This window comes from Pseudoalteromonas arctica A 37-1-2 (assembly GCF_000238395.3).
In the GTDB taxonomy this organism is placed as follows: domain Bacteria; phylum Pseudomonadota; class Gammaproteobacteria; order Enterobacterales; family Alteromonadaceae; genus Pseudoalteromonas; species Pseudoalteromonas arctica.
The window spans coordinates 391,339-411,156 of record NZ_CP011026.1 but is presented as its reverse complement, the minus strand read 5'-3'; the positions used below and the strand labels follow the sequence as shown (position 1 = coordinate 411,156).

The 19,818-nt window shown below is 36.5% G+C and carries 16 protein-coding genes and 2 pseudogenes; 6 read left to right on the top strand and 12 right to left on the bottom strand.

Going from position 1 to position 19,818, the window contains the following annotated elements:
• Positions 1-443 precede the first annotated feature (443 nt).
• Both bfr (PARC_RS19325) and bfr (PARC_RS19320) read left to right on the top strand, forming a co-directional pair.
• Positions 444-914, top strand: coding sequence for a bacterioferritin (bfr, locus tag PARC_RS19325; protein WP_002958985.1), 471 nt, complete (start codon positions 444-446; stop codon positions 912-914).
• Positions 915-926: 12 nt separating this feature from the next.
• Positions 927-1,391 carry a bacterioferritin gene (bfr, locus tag PARC_RS19320; RefSeq protein WP_010554007.1) on the top strand — a complete coding sequence of 155 codons (465 nt, stop codon included), beginning with the start codon at positions 927-929 and terminating at the stop codon, positions 1,389-1,391.
• Between the two features lie 66 nt (positions 1,392-1,457).
• Here bfr (PARC_RS19320) and PARC_RS19315 read toward each other — a convergent pair whose 3' ends face one another.
• From PARC_RS19315 to PARC_RS19285, 6 genes and pseudogenes are all read right to left on the bottom strand, one after another.
• Positions 1,458-1,652, bottom strand: a complete 195-nt coding sequence (locus tag PARC_RS19315; protein ID WP_002960627.1) for a (2Fe-2S)-binding protein — start codon at positions 1,650-1,652, stop codon at positions 1,458-1,460.
• 676 nt (positions 1,653-2,328) lie between these two features.
• Positions 2,329-2,613 carry a hypothetical protein gene (locus tag PARC_RS19310; protein ID WP_010554008.1) on the bottom strand — a complete coding sequence of 95 codons (285 nt, stop codon included), beginning with the start codon at positions 2,611-2,613 and terminating at the stop codon, positions 2,329-2,331.
• Between the two features lie 91 nt (positions 2,614-2,704).
• Positions 2,705-3,346: a GNAT family protein gene (locus tag PARC_RS19305; protein ID WP_010554009.1), complete on the bottom strand. Its 642-nt coding sequence runs from the start codon at positions 3,344-3,346 to the stop codon at positions 2,705-2,707.
• Positions 3,347-3,378: 32 nt separating this feature from the next.
• Positions 3,379-3,726, bottom strand: coding sequence for a hypothetical protein (locus PARC_RS19300; protein ID WP_010554010.1), 348 nt, complete (start codon positions 3,724-3,726; stop codon positions 3,379-3,381).
• Between the two features lie 345 nt (positions 3,727-4,071).
• A pseudogene (locus PARC_RS22070) lies at positions 4,072-5,272 on the bottom strand (IS91 family transposase).
• Positions 5,269-6,102 carry a tyrosine-type recombinase/integrase gene (locus tag PARC_RS19285; protein ID WP_010555537.1) on the bottom strand — a complete coding sequence of 278 codons (834 nt, stop codon included), beginning with the start codon at positions 6,100-6,102 and terminating at the stop codon, positions 5,269-5,271. The pseudogene PARC_RS22070 and the gene PARC_RS19285 overlap by 4 nt, the downstream one beginning before the upstream one ends.
• An 84-nt stretch (positions 6,103-6,186) precedes the next feature.
• Between PARC_RS19285 and PARC_RS21865 the strand changes: the two are divergent.
• Positions 6,187-6,276: pseudogene (locus tag PARC_RS21865) on the top strand (YkgJ family cysteine cluster protein); the annotation flags it as partial.
• Between the two features lie 278 nt (positions 6,277-6,554).
• Here PARC_RS21865 and PARC_RS19275 read toward each other — a convergent pair.
• Positions 6,555-7,916, bottom strand: coding sequence for a S41 family peptidase (locus PARC_RS19275; RefSeq protein WP_010555302.1), 1,362 nt, complete (start codon positions 7,914-7,916; stop codon positions 6,555-6,557).
• Positions 7,917-8,073: 157 nt separating this feature from the next.
• On the bottom strand, positions 8,074-8,496 hold the full coding sequence (locus tag PARC_RS19270) for a DUF3592 domain-containing protein (RefSeq protein ID WP_158522945.1): 423 nt from the start codon (positions 8,494-8,496) through the stop codon (positions 8,074-8,076).
• A gap of 567 nt (positions 8,497-9,063) precedes the next feature.
• Here PARC_RS19270 and PARC_RS19265 point away from each other — a divergent pair.
• A complete protein-coding gene (locus tag PARC_RS19265) occupies positions 9,064-9,621 on the top strand; it encodes a TMEM165/GDT1 family protein (RefSeq protein WP_010555300.1) in 558 nt (185 codons plus the stop codon).
• A 60-nt stretch (positions 9,622-9,681) separates the two neighbouring features.
• Here the strand turns inward: PARC_RS19265 and PARC_RS19260 are convergent, their stop codons facing one another.
• The 3 genes from PARC_RS19260 to PARC_RS19250 all read right to left on the bottom strand — a co-directional run bounded on the left by PARC_RS19260 (position 9,682) and on the right by PARC_RS19250 (position 12,315).
• Positions 9,682-10,206, bottom strand: a complete 525-nt coding sequence (locus PARC_RS19260) for a DUF6436 domain-containing protein (RefSeq protein WP_007581838.1) — start codon at positions 10,204-10,206, stop codon at positions 9,682-9,684.
• Entirely contained in the window at positions 10,190-11,656 is a 1,467-nt protein-coding gene (locus PARC_RS19255) for a methyl-accepting chemotaxis protein (RefSeq protein ID WP_010555299.1), read from the bottom strand. Before PARC_RS19255 ends, PARC_RS19260 begins: the two co-directional genes overlap by 17 nt.
• Positions 11,657-11,763: 107 nt before the next feature.
• Complete coding sequence (locus PARC_RS19250) at positions 11,764-12,315, bottom strand: hydrolase (RefSeq protein WP_010555298.1); 552 nt, start codon at positions 12,313-12,315, stop codon at positions 11,764-11,766.
• A 166-nt stretch (positions 12,316-12,481) separates the two neighbouring features.
• Here PARC_RS19250 and PARC_RS19245 point away from each other — a divergent pair, with 166 nt between their 5' ends.
• Positions 12,482-16,981 carry an EAL domain-containing protein gene (locus tag PARC_RS19245; RefSeq protein WP_010555297.1) on the top strand — a complete coding sequence of 1,500 codons (4,500 nt, stop codon included), beginning with the start codon at positions 12,482-12,484 and terminating at the stop codon, positions 16,979-16,981.
• A 69-nt stretch (positions 16,982-17,050) separates the two neighbouring features.
• On the opposite strand, the gene PARC_RS19240 is transcribed toward PARC_RS19245, so the two are convergent.
• Positions 17,051-17,944, bottom strand: a complete 894-nt coding sequence (locus PARC_RS19240) for a cation diffusion facilitator family transporter (RefSeq protein ID WP_007581834.1) — start codon at positions 17,942-17,944, stop codon at positions 17,051-17,053.
• A 383-nt stretch (positions 17,945-18,327) separates the two neighbouring features.
• Between PARC_RS19240 and PARC_RS19235 the strand changes: the two genes are divergently transcribed.
• A complete protein-coding gene (locus PARC_RS19235) occupies positions 18,328-19,779 on the top strand; it encodes a diguanylate cyclase domain-containing protein (protein ID WP_010555296.1) in 1,452 nt (483 codons plus the stop codon).
• The last annotated feature ends 39 nt before the right edge of the window (positions 19,780-19,818 follow it).

Genomic DNA, 19,818 nt, shown 5'->3' with positions numbered 1-19,818 from the left:
GTGTTGATCTTTGTGGATTGAGATTTGTTCAATCTAGGGGCGATTAAATTGCGGCGCGAGGTTTGTAACCTAGTGGGCTAAGTAAAAACCGAGCAACAAAAAGTTAATCGTCCCTAGAAAGAACCCTTTGGGCAGCGCATGTTTGGTCTTTATGCTGCGTTATCGCCTATTTATGGGGAATAACCACACTACATAGGCACTGTCTTGCCTAAAAACCAAACACACTGCTGCAAATTCAACCACCAAAGTTCAATACGCCCTAGCAATCATGATCTTGTATTAGATGCTAATGCAAATAAAAAACTGTCCATAAACCAAGCAGTAACGCAAACTTAAATAAGAATCAAAACCAATAGTAACGCAATGATTTTTATAGAGAAAACTTGCAATATAGGCTATTTGTACTACACTGCATACAATTGAAATAGTTAAGGCGATTTATCATGAAAGGTAATCAAAAAGTAATCGATGCGTTTAATACATTGTTAGCTAACGAATTAGCAGCAATCGATCAGTATTTTATACACTCGCGCATGTATGACGACTGGGGTTTAAACAAACTATACGAACGCCTTAACCACGAGATGGAAGAAGAAAAAGATCACGCAGACTGGCTTATTAAGCGCATCTTGTTTTTAGAAGGTGTACCAAATATGACTAAGCGCCGTGATTTACTTATCGGTAACGATGTAAAAAGCATGATGCAAAACGATTTAACACTAGAGCTTGAAGTAGTTGCGTGTGTTAAAGACGTCATCGCAATATGTGAAGAACAACAAGATTATCAATCTCGTAGCATTTTAGAAAAACTGTTATTTGATACCGAAGAAGACCATGTTTACTGGTTAGAGCAGCAACTTGGCTTAATTGATAAGATTGGTTCTGAAAATTATCATCAAGCACAAATGGCTTAGTAGGAGCATATTATGAAAGGCGATAAAGACGTTATTGCAGCGCTTAATAAAGTACTCGCTAATGAGCTTGTTGGTATTAACCAATACTTTTTACATGCACGCATGTTTAAAGATTTTGGTTTCACTCAACTAGACAAAGCAGATTACAAAGTATCAATTCAAAAAATGAAAAACGCCGATCGTTTAATCGAACGTATTTTGTTTTTAGAAGGCTTACCAAATCTTCAAGATTTGGGCCGATTACGTATTGGTGAAAACAGCGAAGAAATGATTGCAGCTAATATGGGTTTTGAACTCGATACTATTGATGAGTTACGTAGCGCAGTTAAACTGGCTGAAAACAAAAAAGATTATATTACCCGTGAAGCCCTTGATCACATTTTAAATGAACAAGAAGAGCAAATTGATTGGTTAGAAACCCAACAATTGCTTATTAAAAATACGGGTATTAAAAACTATTTGCAGTCTCAACTGTAAATAGTAACAAGCATAAAAAAAGCAGCTAAAAAGCTGCTTTTTTTATATCTAAGTTTTTATATGTAATTAAGCAACTTGATCCGTTACATCAGCAATCTGAATAAGTCTGCGATTAAGGATCTTTTTAGTACAACCACAACACTTACCGCATTGGCTGCCTACTTTAAGCTCTTTAGTTAATTCACGCATGGTCGTTGCACCATCGTCAATTGTTTGCTCAATTTTTTTATCAGTCACACCGTGACATAGACAAATATACATGAATACAAACCACTCTCAATTTCATTTAGTGCGTACATACTAATCTAAACGAAAATGGTTATCAATTGTTATTTAGCTAATATGTATTATTTAAAATTTTTTTTGGCCAGCGCCACTTAAATTGAGAATTCGCGGCAGCTTGAGAATAGTTTAAATTTTAAGAAAGGTGTGGCACTTAGATTGAGATTTATTAACTACAGCCCACCTTAAATCTAAATAAGGTTAGGTTTAGGTAAATATTTGAATGGTTGAAAATTAATTACATTAAAGCTTTAAAACCTTAATGTATAAATACGGAATTTACGGGTCGGTTATTTCCGGTTTATGCCAGTGTAGGTCGGATAAGCGAAGCGCCATCCGACACAGTAAAATACCTTGCCAATTATTATCAACATTTTATGTTGTCGAGTGGCTGGAGAGTGCCATAAGCGGACAGTGCTAACGAGGCTGTAGAATAACTCCAACAGCCAAATTCAATTAAAAAACGAGTTCTTCAAATCAACTCTAAGCGCTTTAAAAGCATTAGGTAATGTATTTGGAACCCATAAAACAGGCTGTTTTTCTTAAAAAAAGTAATTCTACAGCCTCATCGCCTTGCTAAGCAGATAAGAATAGTTGGTTATAATCGTGAAGCGATAACCAACTGTTTTTATTCTGTCTAAGTAACTTGTTAGAGCTATTTCCGTGAAAACTCAATAGCTGCATCAACAAATTCACTCTGAAACGTCTCAGGGCTTTTCTTCAATATTGATGAGCAAGATTCTAAGTGAACTTGCTTATAACCAGCCTGAGCCTTGAGTAAGGCAAATAATCGAGGGTTTTCAGACTTTACAACAATCTCCCAGATCAATGAAGTGTCGCTATTTGAATTTAATAGCCAATGCTTTTCTATAATATTTTCGAAGCTTTTTAATTTGTCTGATTCTTCGATAGAAAATCTATCATCGTATTCAATCTTCATTTGTATAGAAACCTCAAATTTTAAATTTTGCCAATAGCTCTAACAACGGCCAAAGCAGCGGCGCGTTTACGCCTCCGACTGCCTTTTCTTGTTAAATGCATTTACGCTCCATAGGTATACTCATACCATGTTCAAGAGCGTCTTTTGAAAAATTGTTGTTCTCAATATTAAAGCCATGCGATTCAAAATATTTAATTTGATGATCTGAGGCGGCCGACAGCGTAATTTTCGCAATACTATTCTTCTTACCGTAGACAATGATATTCTTTAGTAATTTAGCAAACAGGCCAAGACTACGATATTCATGAAAATGATGCTTTTTCTCATTCTCTGGTACTGGTTCATATGGATTACTGAATTCAACATCCGAGATATGTAAGTTATTTGGATAAACTCTAGCAAGAAGAAATTGACCACAAATTTTATTTTCTAGTTCAGGATCTTGTACCTTGGCATGCACTAGCACTATGTCTTGAAGAACTTTTTTTTTCATAACCTTCTCAACTTCTCTGAAAAGAAATGGGTTCCCGTTATCAAAGTGCTCACTTAACTTGCGTGGGTTAACTTTAGCTCCTGACTCAACATAATGCATCCAAGCGTTACCACCGATTTCACATAAGCAACTCGGTTCAAGTTTGGCAATAGTATCTATGTCTTTCATGAAGTAGTATTCGACGCTGACTTCAGCTTCAAACTTTTCTTGTAACTCTTCGACTGGATATATCTCTTCCATGCTTACTCAATCTCCTAGCATTTAACGTCTTGTTAAATTTCTTTTGGTCCTTTGCTCATATTTGCTTCAAGTAGTTTTAGAATGAAAGCTGAGTCAACAATATTTTCATCAACAGCCTCTACAAATTGTGCATCCTCATCTCCTTTATTAGCTAAAGATATACCAACTTCGCCAGGTCTAGAGTCTGCTAAAACGAGTAAAATAATTCTCCCTGAATGAACACATGTTAAACGAACGGCATCAGCTTCCGCACCTTCAACATGTCGAAGCTTTTCAGATAGTAATTCAACTGACATCGCAGCTCTCTCATAACTTTTTAGGAAATAGTCTTGTGCAGCTAAGGATGAATTTTGGATTGTAGCTAAAGAGTTTGATGGCATTTAATGCTCCTTTATTGACTGAAATTTAACACTTTAGTATTTATGCGACACGCAGTTTGTGTTGCATAATCGCTTGTTGGACTGAGGCGCTACCTGCTCGGTGTGTCAGAGTTGGTGTTGTTTATGCTATGGGAATTTGCTTTTTAGAGGCTCTAGCTAAATCAGCTAATTTAATAAGCTTACCTATTATAATTTAAGCTTTCCCTGCATTGCTCAGCGTTTATTATCTATTCATTAAACCGAATGTTTAACCGTTAAGCAAGGATATTTTTCGCTCGCACAGTCGCTATTAGCCTGAGCAATTAAGCAGGTTAACTTATTGATTTGATGCAGCAAGCAAGGCTGCTAACTCGTTCGCGCTATTTTATTTGTCGCCTCATCTAAATTCATCACACCAATAAATCGTAAGGTACCCGTCTTGCATGACTGGCAAGACCAATGGGGTATTAATCGTTCTTGCTCTACCTTCGGCTTCACCGCTTTGCATGGGGTTGCTGATACTTGAGCCTTTATTAACCCTAACTTTCGCTTGCGACACGCATTAGCTAAAAAGCCATAGTGACGAATGCGCATAAACCCTTTGGGCAATACATGTTGTAAGTAGCGCCGTAAAAATTCATCACAACTCAGAGTCATGACTTTATCGCGGTTGTTATCTGCATAATCGCGGTATTTAAAGCTCACTGTTTCTTCAGTCGCTGACACTAATCGCGATTCTGACATCACGCCTTTTCGGGTATAACGAGCAAGGTAACTAACTAGCTTTTCACTGTACGTTAAACAGGCTTTGCTATACACGCACCATTTGGTTGGTGTGCTTACCTTCGCGAATGAACTATCGCATTCATTGAGCGCCGCGAGCATTTTCCCTCTAAACACTGTTGATAATGCTTTAACGGGGTATAAATAGCCTTTTTTTATTTCATGCCAGTGCGCTTTATCAAGCGCGCCTGCGGGTATCAAGCAATGCAGGTGAATATGCTGACTTAAGTTCTGCCCCCACGTATGCAGTACGCTTGTCATGCCTAACTGGCCATGCCTCTTTCGTTTCGCAAATTTACACAGCGTTTGCCATGCAGCTTTAAATAAACAGTGATACAACGCGTTTGGGTTGTAGTGCGCAATGATATTTAACTCATGCGGGAGCGTAAAAACAAGGTGGAAATAGCGACACGATAATAAATCCGGCTTTAAATAAACAGTGATATAACGCGTTTGGGTTGTAGTGCGCAATGATATTTAACTCATGCGGGAGCGTAAAAACAAGGTGGAAATACCGACACGGTAATAAATCTTCCTGCTGTTTTTGCACCCATTTAGCCGTAGCCATCCCTTGGCAACGTGGGCAATGACGGTCTCGACAACTACACCCAATTTGTTGTACTTCACTACAGTTATCACATTGCCATGCTTGATAACCGAGCTGACCCGTTCTGCATGATTGAAGGTGTTGGCAGACTCGTAACTGCTGATAACTCATTATGTGGTGCTGCCGATAATTCCCAAGGCCAGAATTTAAAATATCAGCGAGGTGCAAGCCTCTCATTGGTTTCCCCAACTTGCGAGTAAATCAATACCACCATGCCCTAATTCAGGTAACCAGTGTAAGTAACTTTGCGTGGTTCTAATGTCACTGTGACCAAGCTGATGTTGAAGTTGATGAAGCGGCATCCCTAACTCAAGTTGATGTGTTGCATAAGCATGGCGTAATACATGTGGATTACAGTGCTTTAAACCACACATTTGTGCATGTTTTTTCAATGCCTTTCTGAAGCTTGAGGGTGACATAGGTTTATCCATTAACCATCGTGAATAAAACATCCAGCCCGTTGGGTGATACATTTTCCAATAGCAACGTAATTGATTTAGCACGCTATCTGATACAACAACATAGCGTGACTTATCTCCTTTACCATGTTCAATTAAAATGGTTTTACGCTGTCCATCGATGTCTTGCACTTTGATGCGCAGCAGTTCGCCAATACGCAAACCACATCCATAACACACCACTATCAATGTTTTTAAGCGCATATCCGTGCAACTTTCTATAAGTCGTCGAATATCATCACGCGATAAATAAGTAGGTGCCCGAGGTTTTGCTTTAGGCAAGGCTATGTCTAAGTTCAGTGGGCGGTGTAAAATATTCTTAAACAAAAACCAAATGCTGTTTATTTGTATTTTTTGACTCGCTCTGGAGAGCTTGCGAATGGCGGGATCTTTAAAAAAGATATTCAGCTCATCATCAGTAATTAAATCGAGTGGTTTATTAAAATAATGGCTGAGTTTAAGTAAATGCTCGCAGTAACTTTTACAGGTACTTTGTGAATAACCACGGTAGGCTATTTCAATTTTGACTTGTTCAATGAGTGTATTCATGACTTACCTCCAAATATGGGATAACCCCAAGGTAAGTGTGGCTCAAATGGTCAGAATAGGATCTCCGCGTAGCGGCTTAGTTCAACAACGTCTTCAGAGGAAATGTCGCACTTACCGGTAAAAACAGATGCGGAGCATGAAGCGGCGTTAAACGAGTTCAATTGTGTGCATATATTTCTGACGACGCTACGCTCATTTTTCTACATAATATATGTTTTAACAAATAACCTAAGGTATTACTATCACTAAGTTTTCTAAAACTTTAAAGAAAAGTTGTATGGAACACTATGCGCGCGCCACTCATTTTCATGACTATATGCGCGAAGAGCAGCTTAACCAATCAATTCACGACGATATTTAGCCAATCTCAGGTCCGTTTATCGCTCTTTGCCGAAGTTCGGCTCAGTGCCATCAGCAGACATTGGTAACGCCTCGTTATACGCCAAATGCACTTATCTAAAAGCTTTAATTGCCTCATTAAGCTGCACATCTTTTCCGCTTTCAATATTCTCCACATCAAGAAATACAAATTCATGATCTACAGGCAATCCAATGTTTTCATAATTATCCCCATGAGAATTGAGATATCTTTCATTTGATAATGTGATCCCCCAACCATTGGGCAAAGCTTTTGTTAACGCATCGCTAAAAGCTCCGTAGCTTCTTTCACCAATAAAAGTAACGTTGCCTCTTGCTTGTAAACCTAAAAGAAATACTTCAGCCGCACTAGGTGTTTTTTGACTAGTTAAAACAACAATGCTTCCTGTGTAATGATTAATTTTTGATGGGGCGACAACAATTTTTTGAAGTTCACTATAACCTGTCGATGTTTTAAATTGTTTCCCCCCCAAGGCTAATTCTGAATCTATTAAGTAAGATAAAATAGAAAATGCTACTAAGTCACTTCCACCCATACTAAAACGTAAGTCAATAATTAAACCATTGCTTTGTTTGATGATAGGCGTAAATATCTCCATAACCTCTTTTGCTGCTTTTACGTCATTATTTGAGAAATCATCAAAGTTACTTATTTTTAAATAGGCAATATTTTGAGGCGTTTTTGCTAAGGTAAAATTATCGTGATATTGAAGAGTGGAATAGTTTTTATCAATGTAATTTTTAATGTTTTCCTGAGACTTTTCAATTAATGCGGTATGTAATTCCCAGTAAGTTGAGTATTCAGGGTAGTTTTCTGAGTGCGCTTTTAATTCATCCCAAAATGACCACTTTCTTGGTGAGTAATGTGAAAGCCTATCAAGATCTTGATTGAGTAATATGGCATGACCGTCGCGTAATTCTTTAAGAAAGTCATCTATGATACTAAATAGCTCATCTTGCGTAGTTTTTGAGGTTATTCTTTTTTGCCAAAGTTTTCTCTGCTCAACCCAATTAATATTTTTATCTTTTGAAAATGCATAGTGCTCTTCAAAATTATTCATTAGAACGTCAAGAACAATACTGGCATTAAATTCATAGTTTTTGTCTTTAATACTAACAATTTTTTCGGATTGACATTGAGCGGGTAAACTATCTAATTTCGTTAGCTTTAACGGAAACAAACCACCAAAGTTAAGTAAGCGAGTATCTTTATTCACTTTTTTTGTTTCTTCAATGAACGAGATTTGTTCAAACTCATCGGTGATAAAGTGGTTTTCCAAACAATGCTTAGTTGTTAAATCAAAGGCTGTTGTTTTATTGTCCACAGTATGAAAAACGTAACCATAACCTTGGGTTTTCCAAGTTGTCTCAGTGGAGTTCGCAGAATTAATGGTACAAAGTACGGTGAGTAGAAATAACAAAATCCCTTTATTCAAAGTTTACTCCTAATAGTGAATCACAACCGAACTAGACTAAGCGTAGAATGCTGTCTTAAGCGGCAAATTGCTGTTGGCTAAAAGAACTGAGGTCCACCATTTTTAAAATTTGTAATTAATAGCTGATTTTACTGGTCGTCCACCTTAGGGCGTGTTGTTAGGCAACGCTTTGCGCTATATTGCCCCGTAACCTTTTTATTTGGAATAGACTTACAACAATAAAACTAATGCCTATGCCTAACAAAAGCAGACTTGGTAACCATAAGGACATAAACCCACTTATTACAGGAGCTTTAACATTACCACCGCTATAAAGAACGGTTACTTGCTCTTGTTCTTTATAGCAAGCGGGACTACAACCATAATTAGACTCAAAAGTATGCTGTTTTTCAGTTTCATCCATGAAGCTTACTACAGGATATAGCGAGTCGTCTTTTTGAATTAACTCAATTACAGTGCCTTTTGCTGATAACGCGTTGTCGATAAAATCTGACGTACTTTTAGTAATATACAAGCCACCCAAAAACATCAGAACACCAAGTACCAGATACATATATCCTATCTTAATGTTGTTGTTCATTTTGCTGACGATACTGAACATACTTGAGTTACCTAAAAATTTAATAGTGCGCTTATCGCACATATTTCTGCCGACTTAACGCTCATTTGTCTACTCTATATAGTTTTAACAAATAACCTAAGGTATTACTATCACTAAGTTTTCTAAAATATTTGAGTTAAGTTAAATAGATCAATATGCTCGTGCAGCTCATTTTTATGAATATATGCGCAAAAAGCAGTTTGACCAATCAATTAACTATTATATTTAGCTAATCTCAATGACCGGTTATCGCTCTTTCCTGACTATCAACTAATTGCCAAAAGCTAACTTTATTACTCCCGAATAAATTAACTATATTCGATTCTTAATATTTACCACGCAAAAGTTTTGTGGAATAATGCCCGCCTCTTAGGGGAGTAGCCCGCTCAGTAATGAGTAAACTTATCAACATAATTGCACCTCATGTGCATGGTAAGTTTGTAATGTTGTAGCAAGCGTTATCGGCGAGACCTAGGTAGACACTATCCTCATGGCGGGAGATAGTTGTTTGCCTTGGTTTAGTATTCCCGCCTGTAAGAATCAATAATGGAAGTTTTTTTAACCTCAACCGTCACTGTCACACTTGCCGAAATAGGCGATAAAACCCAACTTTTATCGCTCCTGTTAGCTGCCCGTTTTCGTAATAAAGGCGCGCTTATTCTTGGTATTTTAGCCGCAACCTTACTCAATCATGGCCTATCAGCGTGGTTTGGGCAGTGGTTAAGTAATAGTTTTTCTTCTGAATATTTACCTTGGCTTGTAAACATCTGCTTTATTGTTGTTGGCCTTTGGCTATTAGTTCCAGATAAAGACGAAGATGTAAGTAGTAAATACGATAGCTACGGGGCTTTTTTAGTCGCTTTTGTATTATTTTTTATTGCAGAAATTGGTGATAAAACACAAATAGCGACGGTGTTGTTAGGCGCACAATATCAGTCTGTGTTTTGGGTAACGGTAGGAACCACGTTAGGTATGCTAATTGCTAACGTGCCTGTTATATACGCTGGTAATGCATTACTAAAAAGAATATCTCTAAACACCGTACGTGCTATTGCTGCTTGTGTGTTTGTGTCATTAGGTATTTATGGCTTAGTTACAATTTAATCAATATTAAAGCTCGCAACTGTTGATTTAAGTGCGAGCTTTAGTTTATCGATACGTTATTTATGCATTATTTACACAGTAACATCCCTTGGTTTGTGTAATTAAGAGATTTGAATTAAAACCTGCAGCTAAATTAGTGACCGCAGTTTCAACAAAACCACTTCCTTGGGCACAAGCTAATCCTTCAGAGAGCGGCCCAGCATAAACAAACTCACCGTTTTTATTAATAATAACGGCGGCAGGCGTTGCCGGAATAACGTGTTTAAGCTTTGGTGTTAATTCAACTTGTACAACCTTCATAGCTTTATTGGCAGCAAAAGAGGTTAACGATGAAATATGCGGCTTAGCTTGTATAGTACACCCGCATTTTTTTTCTGTTATAAGCACTAAAGACGGCTCACCAGTATCAACCCAATCCAATTGCTTTTTAAAGTTATTAAACCAGTGTTTTTGCAATAAAACTTTTGAGCTATCAAACGGTTTAAGCTGCTCTAATTGAAAATAAACTAACCCTGCAACAACACAAATAAGCCATGTAGCTATAAGCGAAAATACGAAAGTGTTAGATTTATTTAAACTTGGCAATGCTTTGCTCTAACACATCAATACTTACATCGATTAACTGCACCTTAGCGGTTAACTGCTGCACTATTTGCGTATCTTGGTACTGATTTTGGCGCATAGTATCAGTACTGCTTGCTATTAATTCAGTATTACCTGCCTGCTCAGCTACAACTTGTGCAACTGAATCAGAGCTTGAGGATACTGCGGCTATTTGCTCGCTCATTGCTGAAATATTCTCTTTCATTGCAGCACTAATACTTGTTAAATCAACTACAAAATTCACACACTGACTCATTGATTGTGTTGACGTTTTGCTATTATTAACAAGATCTTTTAATGTTAGACTAATTTTATCTGTTGTTGCTTTACTATGGTTAGCCAAAGATCTTACCTCATCAGCAACAACAGCAAAACCTCGTCCATGTTCACCTGCACGGGCGGCTTCAATAGCTGCATTTAAAGCAAGCAAATTTGTTTGCTCAGCGATACCCGATATTTCATTAAGAAGACCAGAAATAACCCCCCCAGCTGCAACTAAATGACTTATTTGCTCTTCTGTATGATTAAGTAACGTTAATAACTCTCTACTTTTCGAATCTGTTTGATGAACATCTTCTAACGCATTACTTACAGTTTTAGTAATATGGTCGACTTGACTCTTAAGCGCTTCACTTTCTTCTTCAACAAGCTTAAAGCCATGTGCAACTTGTGAGCCTGAATTCGCTATATCATCCGTTTGCTGTGTACGCTGCACTGCACCACCGGCCAGCTGTTCATGAACATGTATAAGCTCTCGCGAGTTTTTTTGCAGTGATTCTGATTGCGCTTGAACTTGCTTAATAACATCAGATATATAGTCTAGCAATGTATTAAATCCAACCACAGCATCGCTTTTAGTATCATCAGCACGTAGGGAAAGTTTAATATTTTCGGGGTCTTTCATTATTTGCTCTGTCGCATAACTTAATGACAAGCCTGCACGGCGCTCACGTTGCAATGTTTTAGCTATATAACCTGCAACTAGCACTTCAACAATCGCATACCCTGCATGTATAAGTACTGTAGTAAAAGCGAGTCTATCCGGATCAAATACGTAGAAACCTGCATTTTGAGTTTGAAGATAATAAAAAGATAAATGATGAACAGCAACAAATATAATTGCCGTTATAAAAACACGCCACTGTACAAACATTATAAGTACAGCCATTAAAATGAATATCTCAAAGTGAACTTCTATTAGCCCGAATGTTTGTTGGATGTGCAAAAAGGAGAACATCATAATAGCGGCTGCAACTACGTGTGCCGTTACAACGTTGTCAGGATACGTTCTGAGTAACCAAATTGGGAGTAAGCAAAGTGGCAAGCCAATAATAAAAGCTTGAGTTAACGTACCAAAATACAGACCAACCCCAATAGACTCAATAAATAGAAGACTAAAAATGATGGTAAATAACCGAGCGACACTAGACATAAAACCCTTTAATATATTGAAGCTTACTAAACACACAGCATTATACGTAGTAAAACTTAAATTAGAGCACCGATTTTAATAAAATTTAAGCCAGACTTTGAATAAGCTTATTTTATTATAGGTAATATTTTTTTAAACGTCGGTGTTGCTGCTTTTTTTGTCCATTGAAAAATAACTATTTCAGCGCATGAAATTACCGATCCAGCTTGGCGTAGCTGTTCAATCGCCAAATTTTTATGTTGCGGATTTCTCGAGCCAACTCCGTCGTGTACGATAATAACTTCAAAACCATTTTCTATTAAATCTAAGCATGTTTGTAAAACACACACATGCGCTTCAGTGCCAACAACAATAACTTGCTTTTTACCATAGCTTTTTAACTTATCAACAAAGCCAGGCTCTGCACACGCACTAAAGTACGTTTTATGAAAATACGTAGCATTAGGTAACGTATTTTTAATTTGCTGATTAGTCTCGCCCAACCCTTTGACATATTGCTCGGTTATTAAGACTGGGACACCGTGAATAATACCCGCCTGCGCTAACTGCAATGTACTTTTTAAAATATTCGGAAAGTCTTTAATTGCAGGAGCAAGCAACGCTTGTAAGTCTATTATTAATAACACGCTATTTTTTGCATCAATATTAGATAAAACCACTATACTCTCCTTATGAACATTAACTGTTATCTATATAGATTAGCTCACTATTTGAAAATAGAGCTTTTAACTTTACGTATATTATTTGTAATTAAAAAATAAAAACTTATGCTATATTTACTATCTAGCTAAGTATCATCCTATCCTCCACTGAGAGTGTTTATAAGTGCGTTTGAGCAAACTTTTTTTTCATATCACCATTGTTTTTTTACTATGCATCCAAAGCACTTTTGCATCACAAAACTATGCTCAACAATTACAACGAATTTCTACTGACGAAGGTCTCTCGCAAAGTTACGTTTTGCAGTCGCAAGAAGATGACATTGGCTTCATATGGATAGCAACCCAACAGGGTTTAAACCGTTTTGATGGTTATAAAGTAAAAACTTTTAATGGTGGCTTTGGCTTAGATAAACACTATATTTATGCATTATTTAAAGCCGAAGACGGAAAAATCATTGTCTCAACTGATCTTTCTGGTGCGTATATAATAGATCCCCTCACTTTAAAAACCGAAAAAATCTATTCTGGTCAAATAGATAAAGAAAAAAAGATGTTTTCTCCAATCTCCGCAATGACTCAGCAACAAGATACTTTTTACTTCGCCATAGATGGTCAAATATATACATTTGATGAGACGAGTAAACACTTTACACTTAAGCTAGCACTCCCAAATAAAAGGGACTACATTAGGTCATTAACGATATATAAAAACACTTTATATATTGGTACAAATGATGGTTTATACACTGCAAATATAGATAATTCAGAACTTGTAAAAATCCCTCTTCATCCCCCTGAAAAAAATACGATAGATAATATAAACGTCAAATTTTTAAGTGTTGATAATGAATTAGGATTACTTGTTGGTACTGTCGAAGGTATGTATCAATTAGCATTTGATAATAACAAAAATATATCTGCAGCAAATGTTACAACATTAATTCCTGATTATAATATATGGGATTATGCCAATACTGTTTACGGCGAGTTTGTAGCAACCGAAAGTGGATTATTTAGTTATCACCGCGAAACCAAAGAGTTAGAGTTCATATTAAATTATGAAAAAAGTAAGTTTAATATTAATGAAAACTCAATCAACGATCTAATGATTGATAAGTCCGGCGTGCTTTGGCTCGCATCTAGAACCCAAGGCGTGTTTACCTGGCCAATTAAAACCCGACGGTTTAAACACATTTTTTTACCCGGTAACAATACTGTTCATGCCACCTACCAAGATAAAAATAATATTATATGGCTAGGAACAGAAGATGGAATTGCGCGCTACGACAAAGCAACAAATAAAAGTGAAGTATATTTGAGCTCGACCGACTCAAAAGCAATATACGGAGCATCAGCGGTATTTGATATTTTTGCGTCTTCAATTGGAAACGATCAATTTCTTTGGCTTGTTACTTATGATGGTTTTAAACTTTTCGATAAGCAAACGGGTAAAATTATTGAAAATAAAGACACAGACAATAATGTAATTAACCAGCTCAACTTATTTGGTTTTGCCCAAGTTGCTGCAAATAAATATGCATTTATGTCTGATGATAACTTTTATATTTTTAATGAAACAACCGGAAAAACAAGAATTATTAAAGGACTCAAAGAGCAAGTTGACCCTTTATTTTCTTATGCTTTTTATAAACCCCTCGACACACATCCTGAAGAGTTTGTACTTGGCACATCAAAAAGTTTTTTTAGGTACAACGAAAAAACGAAAACTTTAACGACTATATTCCAGTCTTTTAATCCTAAAGAAGATATTTTTTACACTGTAGAAAACTTTTACTTAGACTCAAAACGAAATATTTTATGGTTGGCAACCACCCACGAAGGCTTGCTTGGTGTTGACCCAGTTACTTATGAGAGAAAACACTACATAGGATTAAAAAATTCATTTAATACTGACTCTATCTATTCGTTACTTCCTGATGAAAATGGTTTTTTATGGGCAAGTACCGACAATGGTTTATATCAAATAAACCTAGATACACTCAATGTGGTGAGTTATTCAGTAAAAGACGGATTGAATATAAACCAATTTACTCCTATAGCAGCAACAACATTAAACGATGGCAGGCTTATATTTGGTAGTAATGCGGGCGCGCTACTTTTTGACCCCTTAGACTTTGATGAAAAAGAATTATTTAAAAAAAATAATGTAGCGATTACCGATATAAACCTTTTTACCAAAGAGCTCGATTATTACCCTCATAAATACCTTAGCCAACCACTTGATCTCAGTTATGAAGACATGGGCCTTACAGTTAGTTTTTCTAACTTTTCTTACCCCAATATAGACAAAGCGTATTATAAGGTAATTCTTTCAGGGCCAACGTCCCTTACATATGAAGACTTACAATCTAACCAAGTGTTTTTCACAAAACTTCAACCCGGTAGTTATTCGCTAGAAATATCAGCACATAATCGCGATGGTATTGTTACAAGCGAACCTGCAACACTTAATATCAACGTAGCCTACGCACCATGGAAGTCGCCCTTAGCTATTGTCGCCTATGTAGTTTTAATAATTGCCGTGTTGTTTTTCATTTTTTGGCAATACCGCAGCCGCCAAGTTGCAATTGAACAAGCCCATAGAGCGACGATTCATTCGCAAAAGCAAACAGAACTCGCGCTTAAAAATAACAAAAGTGGCGTGTGGGATTATAATTTTAAAGATGCTTCCGTAAGTACGCTCAGAGGAAGTGAATTAGGCTATACAGGCTTGTCTGTACGCGTGCATATAGATCAATTTTTAGCGCTAATACACCCAGATGACCGACGTCGTTTTGAAAACCAATGGGAAAACTACTTCAAGTACAAAAAACAACAAAACTGGCAAGCAACTTATCGTCTACAGCATAAAAATGGGCATTGGTTATGGTATCAAGATACAGGACAAGTTATATACGATCCTCAAACAAATGAGCCGCTATATGTTTCTGGCATATATACCAATATCACTGAGCAACGGGCTAATGAGCAACAAGCAAAAATTCTAGGTGAAGCGTTTAGCCAAATAAACGACTGGTTACTTATACTCGATAAGCATTTAATGCCATTTTCTGCGAACAACAGTTTTATTGAAACGTTTTCAAGTGAACAAGCAGCCACTAAAATTAGCCCAAAATTATTTATTAGGGCCATTGGTAAAGATAAGTGTAGAGAGTTTGCAAATATTTTAAAAAAATTAAAAGCTACAGAAAACTGGCAAAGTGATGCTTATATAAAAACAGCAAAAAGTAACGAACATCCAATACATATAAGCGCCACAGCCGTAACAAAAGATACTGCAAGCTACTACGTGGTTGTTATTACAGATTTAACTGAGCAAAAACGTGCAGAAAACGAACTGCGCTATTTGGCTAATTTTGATCCTCTAACGCATCTACCTAATCGTAGTTTAATGTATAAAAATATTGAAGACGCGATTAAACATGCCAATGAAAGTAATACACAATGCGCATTATTATTTATTGATTTAGATAAGTTCAAACCTGTTAACGACTCTTTTGGCCACGCAGTTGGCGATAAGCTACTTTGTAATATTACCCAAAGAGTAAACGGTATGCTTGGCGTAAACGCAAAACTTGGCCGTCAAAGTGGTGATGAATTTTTAGTGCTGATTCAAAATATAAAATCGCTTCAGTCTCTTCGCGATACAGTAAGAAAAATTAGTAATGAGTTAGCTAATAAAGTAATTATTGAAGACTTCTCTATTAATATTTCAGCAAGTATTGGCGTAGCTCTATACCCATTTGATGCTGTAACCACCGATATACTTATCCGTAATGCCGATGTTGCGATGATGCACGCTAAACAAGGCGGGAGAAACGACTTTAAGTTTTTTAGCGATGAAATGAATGAGCTGATAAAACAAAAGTTACTGCTCGAAAATGATTTAAAAGATGCAGTAAAAGACAACCGATTTTTTAATCACTATCAGCCCATTATCGACATAGAAGAAAAAACAATAAATGGCGTGGAGTTACTCATGCGCTGGAAAAATCAAGGACAGTTGGTATCCCCAGCACTTTTTATACCGGTAGCAGAAGAAACTGGTTTAATAGAACTCCTTACTGAGCAAGCATTGCAACGAGCTCTTATTGAAATTGCACCTATACTCAGCGCAAACCCATTGTTTTATATATCTTTAAACTTATCTCCTAAACACATTTTAAAAACAAACATAACCCAGCGGTTAATGTCCATATTAGCGGACTCTCAAGTTCATCCAAGACAATTAAGACTTGAAATAACAGAGAGTATTTTACTAGAAGATAAACTCAAAGCAGCCAAGCAGCTACAAAACTTAAAAGCTGCTGGGTTTAAATTACTACTTGATGATTTTGGTACTGGTTACTCGTCACTCACCTATTTGAGCCAATTTCCTATTAATGTTATTAAAATAGATCAAAGCTTTGTAAACAGTATTGGTATAGATAAAGGGGATGAGTCAATTATTAAGACCATTCTTTTATTGGCCGAAAACCTAGATCTTTACTGTATTGCAGAAGGAGTAGAAACGCGCGAACAGATGATCTTTTTAGCCGAGGTTGGGTGTACTGTACTGCAAGGTTATTACTTTGCAAGGCCAATGGATGCTAAAGACTTACGTAAAAGCGATTGTTTTAGCAATATCATTGATTTGATTTGATTTGATTTGATTTAAAACATTAAAAGCGTGCTAATCATTATTACACGCTTTTATATTAATTAAATGCTACTAATGGATGTGATGGCATTCGTGGCTTTCTATTTGTAATACACTATTGCGTACATTAAATTTTTCAGCTAACAGTTGTTCTACCTTCATACGACATGCTTCATCGTGTTTTTCAATAGTACAATGCTCTTTAAGTACAACGTGCGCCCCGACTACTACACCCTTATATTTACGCGTTACAGTGACGTTATGGACATTGTGAACATGCTCCATATCTGTAATCTCACTTTCAATATCTGCAACTTTAGGAAGTTTGGCCTTATTTAAGCGTAAACCTTTTATACAACTAATAATGACCTTAACACCGGTAAACAACACGAAAGAGGCGATTAACATGCTCGATAAAATATCGATAACAACCCAGCCCGTAAAATATATAAGAATACCAGCCACAAATGTCGATACGGTAGAAATCAAATCAAAGAATGAATGTAAAAATACCGCGTAAACATTAATACTCGCTTTGCGGCCTTTATATAAAACCCATGCAGCAGCACCATGAAACAAAAAACCAATAGCAGCAATAACCGACATTAAATAACTATTAATAGCCAGCTCATTTCCTTCATGCTGGTGTATATAGCGCTCACCACCTTCATACAAAATAATTAAACTGATTGCTAGGTATAAAAATCCGTTCACCAGACCACCCAAAAGCTCGGCTCTTTGATGACCATCGTTATAAGTTTTAGCAAAATGAATAGCGAGACTTGATGCAATCAGTGCGATGAATAACGAGCTATTGTGAACAAACAAATGCCCCGCATCGGCAAGTACAGCAAGCGAATTAGAATAATAAGCACCTATAACCTGAATTACCATAAACGAACACGTAATTGCTAGCGCAATAAGTAACCGACGACGAGAAGCTTGGTGTGTAGTGATTTCTGTCATGAAATGCTTGAATAACCTATACTTAAAGTGCAAATAAACCAAAGATGGCTTAGAGTAGAAAAGGGTAATGATATACAGTATCAATTATAATACGTACTGCCCTCAAACGCACTAAAAACTTAGTAAATCAAAAAAAATGTGCTAATAATTAGTAGGGCTTGTTGAACTTCGTTGGTTGAATTTGCAGTAGTATTTTTGGTTTTGAGGCAAGGCAGAGTCTATGTAGTGTAGCTATTCCCCATAAATAGGCGATAACGCAGCATAAATACCAAGCATGAGCTGCCCTTTGAGCTCGATCTAAGGAAGATTAACACGCCCAAGTAAAAACAATAAAAATACAATAGATAACAATTTAATTGTGGCTTAAACACATGGAGAGTTGAGTGAGTAATAACCTATCAAATGAAATATGGCGAAACTTGGAGTTACTGCCGTTTTGTGTATTACTTTATGATGCCAATGAAAATATATTTAAAGTTAACAGCCAAGCACAGGGCTTGTTTGGCTTAAGAAATAAATCACATTTTAATAAAATTGATTTTTCACACATCACTTTGACCAATCATCACAGTAAAAAAGAACTATTAGTCGAGGAGCTATTCTTTGATTATTTCACTGCAAATAACCAATGCCAGTTTGTTTTATCAAAACAGGTATCTAAATTGCTACTCAATGTAAAATTTGCAAAATTACCTAACTCAAGCTCCATTATTATAATTGATATATTGAATAATAATGTAGATGAACAATATGATTTTGATAATATTATTTCGAACATATCAACTGACTTAATTGATATTCAAAACAACGACGTTGATAAGCATATCAACTACGCATTAAAAGCTATTGGTACCGTTTGCCACGCAGATAGAAGTTATCTTTTTAAGTTTGCCGAGGATGGTAAAACCATAAATAACACCCACGAATGGGTCAATAATGATATACAAGCATTTAGAGAGGACTTACAAAACCTTCCGAAAAGCGATCTCCCCTACTTTTTTAGTTTGATGGCACGTACTCACTTATTTAGAGTTAACGATGTAACGTCGTTACCCATTCAAGCAATGAGCGAAAAAACAATTTTCCAGCAACAAAAAATAAAATCAGTACTTTGCATTGGTCTACGTTATGACAAAGAGCTCGTTGGCTTTATAGGCTGTGATTGCGTTGTTCAAAAGCGAAACTGGACTGATTTAGACCTTATTCGCTTAAGGTTAGTAGGTGAAATGCTTGCTAATGCTTTCAAAAATTTAAATTACAAGCAAGAGCTACAACAAGCTCAGCAGCAACTCATTAATGCCAATCATAAACTTAACAAACAAGTTAATACTGATGGCCTTACAAACATTGCTAACCGACGCTGTTTTGATCAAACTTTAAAATGCGAAATTAAGCGCGGCGCACGTAATAAAGAACCCATTAGTTTAATAATGTGTGATATTGATTTTTTTAAGCGTTATAACGATAACTATGGGCATCAGCTAGGTGACGAAGTGTTAAAAAAAGTTGCCAAAGCGCTGCATGATCTTTGTAAACGTGAAGGTGATTTAGCCGCTCGTTTCGGTGGTGAAGAATTTGCGATAATTTTACCTGCAGTCGACACAGATCATTGTCAAAGATATGCTGTCCTTATTCAGGAAAAAATTGCAGAACTTGCAATTGAACATAACTTTTCAAGTGCCAGTAAATACCTCACTTTGAGTATCGGATTTTATAGCCTTATACCCAATCAAAAAACAACACCTAAAGAAGTTATAACTAACGCCGACATAGCCCTTTATAACGCAAAAGAAACAGGCAGAAATAAAATAGCCAGTTTTAAAAAAACCGACTAAGTCGGCGCGCTACAGTGAGTTTTAGTGGTTAAAAGTTCG

Bases quoted from the DNA above. Each gene is read 5' to 3' on its own strand.
- PARC_RS19270 (WP_158522945.1), bottom strand. From the start codon at position 8,496: ATGAACAACAACATTAAGATAGGATATATGTATCTGGTACTTGGTGTT.
- PARC_RS19305 (WP_010554009.1), bottom strand. From the start codon at position 3,346: ATGGAAGAGATATATCCAGTCGAAGAGTTACAAGAAAAGTTTGAAGCT.
- bfr (WP_010554007.1), top strand. From the start codon at position 927: ATGAAAGGCGATAAAGACGTTATTGCAGCGCTTAATAAAGTACTCGCT.
- PARC_RS19310 (WP_010554008.1), bottom strand. From the start codon at position 2,613: ATGAAGATTGAATACGATGATAGATTTTCTATCGAAGAATCAGACAAA.
- PARC_RS19300 (WP_010554010.1), bottom strand. From the start codon at position 3,726: ATGCCATCAAACTCTTTAGCTACAATCCAAAATTCATCCTTAGCTGCA.
- PARC_RS19240 (WP_007581834.1), bottom strand. From the start codon at position 17,944: ATGACAGAAATCACTACACACCAAGCTTCTCGTCGTCGGTTACTTATT.
- PARC_RS19315 (WP_002960627.1), bottom strand. From the start codon at position 1,652: ATGTATATTTGTCTATGTCACGGTGTGACTGATAAAAAAATTGAGCAA.
- bfr (WP_002958985.1), top strand. From the start codon at position 444: ATGAAAGGTAATCAAAAAGTAATCGATGCGTTTAATACATTGTTAGCT.
- PARC_RS19285 (WP_010555537.1), bottom strand. From the start codon at position 6,102: ATGAATACACTCATTGAACAAGTCAAAATTGAAATAGCCTACCGTGGT.
- PARC_RS19265 (WP_010555300.1), top strand. From the start codon at position 9,064: ATGGAAGTTTTTTTAACCTCAACCGTCACTGTCACACTTGCCGAAATA.
- PARC_RS19255 (WP_010555299.1), bottom strand. From the start codon at position 11,656: ATGTCTAGTGTCGCTCGGTTATTTACCATCATTTTTAGTCTTCTATTT.